Origin of the sequence: Caballeronia sp. INML2 (genome assembly GCF_023631365.1) — a bacterium.
Classification (GTDB): domain Bacteria; phylum Pseudomonadota; class Gammaproteobacteria; order Burkholderiales; family Burkholderiaceae; genus Caballeronia; species Caballeronia turbans.
In genome coordinates this window covers 1-7,515 of the sequence record NZ_JALQDH010000072.1, presented here as the reverse complement: position 1 = coordinate 7,515, position 7,515 = coordinate 1, and the positions used below count along the sequence as shown (strand labels likewise).

The 7,515-nt window shown below is 60.1% G+C and carries 4 protein-coding genes and 5 pseudogenes; 1 reads left to right on the top strand and 8 read right to left on the bottom strand.

Going from position 1 to position 7,515, the window contains the following annotated elements:
* Window positions 1-75 precede the first annotated feature (75 nt).
* Window positions 76-207, top strand: a pseudogene (locus tag NCT32_RS24845) (BON domain-containing protein); the annotation flags it as partial.
* 296 nt (window positions 208-503) lie between these two features.
* Here the strand turns inward: NCT32_RS24845 and NCT32_RS24840 are convergent.
* The 8 genes and pseudogenes from NCT32_RS24840 to NCT32_RS24810 form a co-directional block, all read right to left on the bottom strand.
* A pseudogene (locus NCT32_RS24840) lies at window positions 504-736 on the bottom strand (porin); the annotation flags it as partial.
* Window positions 737-803: 67 nt separating this feature from the next.
* Window positions 804-1,721 (bottom strand): poly(3-hydroxyalkanoate) depolymerase, encoded by a 918-nt coding sequence (gene phaZ / locus NCT32_RS24835; protein WP_086961694.1) that lies wholly within the window; start codon window positions 1,719-1,721, stop codon window positions 804-806.
* Between the two features lie 98 nt (window positions 1,722-1,819).
* Window positions 1,820-3,485 (bottom strand): annotated as a pseudogene (locus NCT32_RS24830) (alpha/beta fold hydrolase).
* A gap of 59 nt (window positions 3,486-3,544) precedes the next feature.
* Window positions 3,545-4,008 (bottom strand): annotated as a pseudogene (locus tag NCT32_RS24825) (MaoC family dehydratase).
* A 23-nt stretch (window positions 4,009-4,031) separates the two neighbouring features.
* Complete coding sequence (locus NCT32_RS37305; protein WP_284508548.1) at window positions 4,032-4,163, bottom strand: hypothetical protein; 132 nt, start codon at window positions 4,161-4,163, stop codon at window positions 4,032-4,034.
* Between the two features lie 151 nt (window positions 4,164-4,314).
* Window positions 4,315-4,461 (bottom strand): annotated as a pseudogene (locus NCT32_RS24820) (4Fe-4S dicluster domain-containing protein); the annotation flags it as partial.
* A gap of 395 nt (window positions 4,462-4,856) precedes the next feature.
* Window positions 4,857-5,534: a carbonic anhydrase gene (locus tag NCT32_RS24815; RefSeq protein WP_061121953.1), complete on the bottom strand. Its 678-nt coding sequence runs from the start codon at window positions 5,532-5,534 to the stop codon at window positions 4,857-4,859.
* Window positions 5,535-5,552: 18 nt separating this feature from the next.
* Window positions 5,553-6,866, bottom strand: coding sequence for a DUF2254 domain-containing protein (locus NCT32_RS24810; protein WP_061121954.1), 1,314 nt, complete (start codon window positions 6,864-6,866; stop codon window positions 5,553-5,555).
* Window positions 6,867-7,515: the final 649 nt, after the last annotated feature.

Genomic DNA, 7,515 nt, shown 5'->3' with positions numbered 1-7,515 from the left:
GAAGCTTACAATCGGAATCTGGCGCGCTCCGCTCGCGCGGCGTAGCGCCAAACTCGGCAGTCTCCGACAAAGCCGGGCGGTTCAGTTGTGCTTGCCGGACACGTCCCCGACCCAACCCAAATCGATCAAGCCACCAAGGTTGCGAAGAGCGTAGCCGGAGTTACGTCGGTGAAAAATGCTCTATCTCTTAAAGAGATGGGCCAATAACGGTGTGGCGGCCGGCCGGTTGCGCCGGCTGGCACGCCGCAGGGATTCAAGCTTCCGCGCGTCATCGGAATCCTTCGGAACGGCTGCGGTCGGGCAGGCACGACTGACGCTTCACGACGGCGGATTCAACCGGTCGATGCAACGATTTGGTTAAATCGCTCAGCTGGCGTATCGAAGTTTAGTGTTTTTCGGGGACGTTCGTCGCAAGACTACGAGGGTCGGCGGACAATGACGTTATTGAGGCGAGCTGGGTTTTACGTCAGCAATGTGTTCGATTGCTGGCGGCGCCGGCATCTGTTGAAAGCGCCCTGCAGCTTGAAGTTGATCTTGTAGCCGCCGCCAATGTCTTCGCTTCCCTTCAGGCCCCAGTAGCTGGAATAGATGCCGCCATCCTTGAGTTGATAGACGTGCCCAAGGTTAGGCGCTTGGGGCTGGAACGTTGCCGCCGAGGTGCTTTGATACAGCAGTCCAGTGTCGAGTACGCCCTAAAGCTAATCGACGATTGGGCATGGGCAGTGGTGGCGAACATCGCCAACTGTCACTGCGAACATGTTTCACGTCTGAAGCCGAACATCGCGCGTGTAAGACCCAACGTCTTACTCACCTTCTATCCGCTGGTGTGTAGCCAGCCCTATCCTGCGTGCGAATTGCGCCGGAATCGTGTGCGGGAACACGCCCGATCTTGGAACTGTCCGGCGCAACTCCCGCAGCAGGAAGTCGCGCACGAGGGGAGCCACTTCGCTCGTCCGCGTGACGAGAAAGAGGTGTCCGTCCTCGACAACATGAAGCGTCGCCTGACGGATACGGGACGCGAGAATCTTCGCGTTGACGAGCGGCACGATGGGGTCGTCGTCACCGTGCATGACGAGCGTTGGCTGGCGCAGGCAGCCTAGCCAGAGCAAGCTGCTCCAACCCCACACCGCCAGCAACTGGTACACGTAGCCACGCCCGCCCGGCGCCTGAATGTGACGTCCGTGTTCCTTCAGCAACTCGGGATCGCTCCGGTATGCACCGCCATAGATCTCCGCGCCGACCTCCTGCAAAAACTCCGGATCGTTATAGCGGCGAGACCCGATCAGCTTGGAAAGCACGGAAATACGGCCGGGCACCATGATGACGCCCGGCGAGGTGGAAGCAAGTACCAGCCGCCGGCAACGCGACGGATACTGATACGCGAACTGCTGTGCGAGCGCCCCACCCCACGACACGCCGAGCACGTCCACCGGTCCCGCATAGCCGAGCTTCACGAGCAGCTTGTCGGTCAGCGCCGACAGCGTGGAGAATCGATACGGCGCAAGCGGCGCGGGCGATCCGCCCACGCCCGGAATATCGAACATCACGACTTCCACATCACCGAGCGCATCGACGAACGGCTGGACCAGTTCGAGATTGGCGCCGATGCCATTGAAGATCACGAGCGGCGGCGAAGCATCGCTGCCTCGCCAGATGCCGACCCGCAGCAATTGACCTTCCAGAACGACGCTCTGGATGTCCATGGTGCGCACACTTTCCATCGTTCTTTTCCTTATGAAATTCAACGGTTCGCCGCGCGAGCGCGCCAGCATTGCGCATCGCGAGGCCGGGTCACGCGTTCGGATCAGGCCTCGCGGACTTAGGCTCCCGGTGCATCGGCCAGTCGCTTGTGCCGCCTGTTGCCAAGCGTCTTGGGCGCGGCGCGCAGTTCGCCCGAGCGTTCGGCGAGCCACTGGCGCCAGTCGTCCCACCACGAATCGGCATGAGGTTGAGCCCCGGCGAGCCATGCGTCGGCGTCTTCGGGCAGGTCTGCATTACAGAAGAACTTTGCTTTGGGATTGCCCGGCGGATTGATCAGGCTCTGGATATGCCCGCTCGAACTCAGCACGTAACGCGTGTTGCCGCCGAATGCGCGCGCCGTGTTGTAGACGCCTCGCCAGGGCGTGATGTGGTCGGTCATGCCAGCCATCACGTACGTGTCGCACGTGACCTCGGACAAATCGACCGGCGTGCCAAGGACGTTCAGTGCCCGGGGCTTGGTGAAGAGGTTGTCCTTGAAGATGTCGAGCAACTGGCCGTGCAGCTTCGCCGGAAGACGTGTCGTGTCGGTGTTCCAGTAGAGAATGTCGAAGGCCGGCGGCGCCTTGCCGAGCAGATAGTTGTTGATCCAGAAGTTCCAGACGAGATCGTTGGGTCTCATCCAGGCGAACACGCGACCGATTTCCTCGCCTTCCAGCACACCCTTAGCCATGCTGTTCTGTTTGGCCATCTCGACGGCCTCGGGCGTGGTAAAGAGCCCGAGCTGCGACTGGGCGGTATTGTCCAGCACCGCCACCATCAGCGTGGCCGCATTGATTGTCTTCTGACCGCGGCTTGCCAGATGGCCGAGCAGCGCGGAGATCGTCATCGCACCGGAGCATGCGCCATGCAGGTTGACATCCGCGTTACCGGTGATGTCGCGCACCGCCTGGATCGCTTCGATGAGCGCGGCGACATACGTGTCCATGTCCCAGTCGCGGTGCTCCTCGGTGGGATTGCGCCAGCTCACGGCGAACACCTGAAACTCGTTCTTCACCAGATACTCGACGATGCTCTTGTTCGCAGCCAGATCGAAGATGTAGAACTTGTTGATCTGCGGCGGCACGATCAGTTGCGCGCGAGCGTAGACGTTCGGGGTCGCTGGCGCGTACTGAATGAGTTCGAGGACCTCGTTACGAAACACGACTGCACCGGGGCGAAGTGCCGAGATTCCTTCCGACGTCGAACGCCGTCTTGTCGACCTGGGTGGGCATGCCCTTGTTGTTCAGCGTATCGGCCAGCATGTTCCTCAGGCCCGCAGCGAGACTCGTTCCGCCCGAATCGACGAACTTCCTGAGCGCCGCGGGATTGCCCGCCAGTGTGTTGGTCGGCGCGAGGGCGTCGGTCATGAGCGACATCACGAACTGCGCGCGTTCCTTGCTCGTATCATCGAGTGCCGAGCGCTCGACGAAGCCAGCGAGTGCACTACGCCACGCCTGATAGCCCTGCAGCGTGGTGCGGTACAGCGGCTGATCGCGCCATGCCGGATCGGCGAAGCGTTTGTCGCCTTGCTGCGGCAAGGATGGTTCGTTGCCGGTCACAACCGACGTCAGATCGCGGGCGAGCGCCGCGGTCTGATCGAGCAGGAGCGCGGGATGTAGCATCGCCTGCGCGCCGATCTGCTGGACGGCGGCGAAAATATCAATGGCGCGCAGCCCGACGAACGGATTGGGCCCGAGCATGCCGTCGGTCGCGCCAGCCGTAATGTCGTTGTTCTCTCTGTTCATGTTTGCTGCCACTTCGATCTCCATTCCTTCGTTTTTTGCCTTCTCTGACTGCGCGACCGTCACGCGACGAGCATCACAAGTGTCTGCGCAATCAGTGCGGGCTTGTCTTCGCCTTCGATCTGCAGTTCGCTGTCCGTCTTGACGACGATCCGGCCACCGCCCTTCCTTTCGACGGAAGCCAGCACCACGCGGCTTCGCACGCGGGCGCCGGCTCTGACCGGCGTCATGAAGCGCACCTTGTCGAGCCCGTAGTTCAAGCCGGCTGAAGCATCCGACGGAATGACGCCTACTTCGATCGCGAGCTCGCCAGCAACGAAAGTGTCAGATAGCCGTGCGCGATGGTTGCGCCGAAAGGGCTCTCGCGTTTCGCGCGTTCTTCGTTCAAGTGAATGCACTGCGTGTCGCCTGTGCATTGCGCGAAGGCGTCGATGCGCGCCTGGTCGACGACGACCCAGTCCGACATGCCCAACTCCTGACCGACGAACTCGTCGATCGTCGCCATGCTGTATCCAATAATGCTCATGATGATGCTTTCCGTTTGTGCGATCACGCGAACTGTTCGCGCAGCCGCTTCTTGTTCAATTTGCCGACGCTCGTCTTTTGAAGTCGATCGACGATCTTCACCACCTGCGGCACGGCGTACTTTGATATCTGTCCCGTCTGGCTGAACGCGAGCACGTGATTCGTGATGTCGTCCTCCGAGACTGCCTGTGCGAATTCAACGCGAAGCGGCCGTGAACACGCTCAGTTCGGAGAGCCTTGACGGTAATCAATGCGCCTGTTGCGTCGATGGGATGCGCCGGTCCACCGCTCACAGAATCGACTCAAGCACGCAGTTCTGCGCATGGATCACGAGACGCTCGCCGCCGTCGTTCTTGACGAACTCATGCACGGCCGCCGGGCAGTAACGCGATTCCGGACCCGCATAAGTCTGCCAGTTCAGATTGACCGGCACCGACGGGTCTTTCAGCCGTAGACCGAATTGAATTTGTCACCGTTGCGACAGTAATTCTGTCAACTCGCGACGCCGCGGCGTTCGCGTAATGCTCCAGCCTTGCTGGACAAGCGTTCGGACGACGCGAATTAAATTTGTCACCGGCCTCATGAAACGCGCGGCCTTTCACGTGCGGAATTTCGACGTTCGACGGCGGGCCAGCATCGGCTGCTCGGCTGTGGGGCAGCAGCCGGGCCATCTGCGGATATCGGGCCGCGCCTCCAGGGCATTCAAATGTCGGCTCCGCACCAGACAGCGGTCCTTCGTGCGCAGACCATGTCAGTCGCGTTTCCGATGGGCTTCAACGCACGACCAGTCTCGCCACGGCTACCCCGTCGACGTGAGATGGCAATCGTGCATAAGAGCTTCGTGCATCTTCACCTCGCCCGCGCAGCAAGGCGCGCAATCATCCGATCAGCCATCGAGCGGTCGATGACTTCGAATGAGCGGCTCGTGCGCTCATAGGCATACATGTCGCCAGTCGCGATGTCGAACCACCAGCCACTCAACACCAGTGCGCCCGCAGTGACTTGCTGGTGCACGATCGGGTAGGTCATCAGATGCTCAAGCTGAACAAGTACATTGAGTTGCGACAATTGATCGTGCGGTTTCAGCCTGTCATTGAGCGGACCTTCGTGCTCGAGGCGAAACGCTGCGTTGTTCGCGTGGTACAGCCATTTATCGAGGTTCGGCGCTTTCAGCTTGGCGTTGCGTGTATACACGGCTTTCATCGCACCGCACTCGGAATGCCCGCACACAACAATATTCGCGACCTTCAACACCAGCACTGCGTACTCGATCGCGCTTGCCTCGGAAAGGTCACCGGTAGAGACCCCTTCCGCAGTCGCCGGTGGTATCAGGTTCCCGACGTTGCGCATCGTGAACAGATCGCCCGGATGGGTCGAGGCAAGCAGGTCCGGCACAACCCGGCTGTCCGAGCACGTGATGAAGAGCGCATCAGGTGTCTGCGCGAGCGCGAGTTCGCTGAACTGCTTCGCGTATTGCGGCAGCATTTTCTCGCGGAATTCAACGATACCCATTATGAGTTTGTCCACGATTTGCCTCCGAAAGGGTTAGTCGTTTGCGGTCGAGCCTGCCGAACCTCCAAGCCCTTGCGAGTCGGGAATACGGGCTAACGCCAGGTCCTCCGGAAATGGGTGCGTCGAGACGATCGCGCGGTCGAGCAGTGCCAGCTCGACGCGCAATGCTTCATGACGATGTTCCGGCAGGCTTTGGATGAGATTCTCTATCGCCGCGCGCAGCCGCCGCGCGATTTGAATGCTGCCCGCGCCGTACTGTCGTATCTCGCGAAAACTGATATGCACGAAGTCTTCCCAATTGGGCGTCCGCAAGATCGCACGCACCCGCCCCGATCTATCCACAATCTCTTCGATGTGCAGCGACCGTTTGCCCACGACACGCAACAGTCGGTGCACTTGGTCGATCGCAAGCACGGCCGTGGTCGGATCGTTGATCGCCGCCGACAGCGCTTTCAGCGCAATATCGACCAGGATGCGAAACGCGAACATAGGGTCCTGCTCCATCGTGCGTTCCGTCCCGAAAGCGACCAGTGTGCGGAGCCTGCTCTCATCGATTGCGCCACTGTTCCCGTACAAATAGAACAAGGGTTCGTCCACCGCGACGAAATCACCGACTTGCGGCACGAATTCGATAACTGAGTCAGTGCGCCGCGCCTTGGCCACCAGCCTTTCCAGATTCACGGCCAGAACGATGCCAGATTTGCCGCCGTGACGAACAATGCGATCAGGGGCGCCTCGCTCGTTGTCACGTTCCGGCACGTTAATCGCGCCCCTAGTCGGAGCGGGATAAACGCTCTCTATGACCGCCGTCCCGTGCTTCCCGACGCGTGCCACGAGGCTTACCGGACGCAGAGATTTCGCGGCGTAGTCAATTAGGAAAAGGAACGCGACGACCGAGGCGAACCCAAATAGCGCAGCAAGGAACACTTGAAGTTGGTGTACTTCATTCTCACCCATCCAGCTCTGCGTTCTATCGGCGAACAGCATTGTGAAAACGAACAATCCCGAGATGCTACGGATGATGTTATCGCGCAGCAGGGTCGTCGCAATGATCCGCGGGGTGTACTGCCCGCCAGCGACCTGGATTGCGACGAGCAGCGAGGCGAACGTAAACACCAGAAACGCCAGGTCTGCGGAAACGATGTCACCGAGGAGCGACCGCGCCCCAGTCATGGACAGTCCAAGAAAACCGGTTTTCGGATCAAGGATGGCTTGCCTAATCATCCACCTTCCTAGCATTTCAGTCAGAGGTTTTACCACGGCATAGATCGCGACTGCGATGAGCGGCACAGTCCACAGCGAAGATCTTAGGTAGCTCTTTGCGCTGTACCAGCGATTCCAGTCCATGTTCGCTCTCTCCCTACGATCCATATTGCAGCGGAGACCAACGTATTCGTGTTTCGGCCAGGCGGCATGCAAAGGAAGCCTCCCGACCGGGCGCGCGCACGGCCGCGCTTATCCCACGATCGCTTCCTCCGGCCGTCGTCTTGATGTCCGTCGGCGTTCAGGCCAGCGCCGATGAAACGTCCAAAACCACCTGCTTTCGCGAGGATGCACGAACTGCACCGGCGCTGGGTCGACAGCATGCCATCCAGTACGGTCTGAGACGTCCAGAAATTTTCGTATCCAGGTTTTCTCCGATCGAGCACGGGCACAGCGCATTGCAATCGCATACCTCCTGAACGCTGCGCTTCAGTTGATAGCCAATCCGCCTCCGCTATCGGTTGACACCGAAAACGCCGCGCCGTCGTGCGCCGCGCCATCGCCACGACGCGTCACGAACGAAAGCCGCTCACTATCGTTGTAGGCGTTGGGCCGCCAGAACGGAAGCATCCTGTATTTCTGTGCTAGCAAAAGGCGAAACACGCCCCGCCCGCTCGGCCCCTCCCGCGGCGAGGGGCGCGCCCAAGAATGGCATTACCTAGTGTCTTGAGTTAAAAATTCGTTGCCTTATTTGCGTGATGTACTAACCTGGATTGCAGGGTTCGCAAATAAC

What these genes read in the sequence shown, in the direction of transcription:
- NCT32_RS24810 (WP_061121954.1), bottom strand. Translation starts at nt 6,866, where the DNA reads ATGGACTGGAATCGCTGGTACAGCGCAAAGAGCTACCTAAGATCTTCG.
- phaZ (WP_086961694.1), bottom strand. Translation starts at nt 1,721, where the DNA reads ATGGAAAGTGTGCGCACCATGGACATCCAGAGCGTCGTTCTGGAAGGT.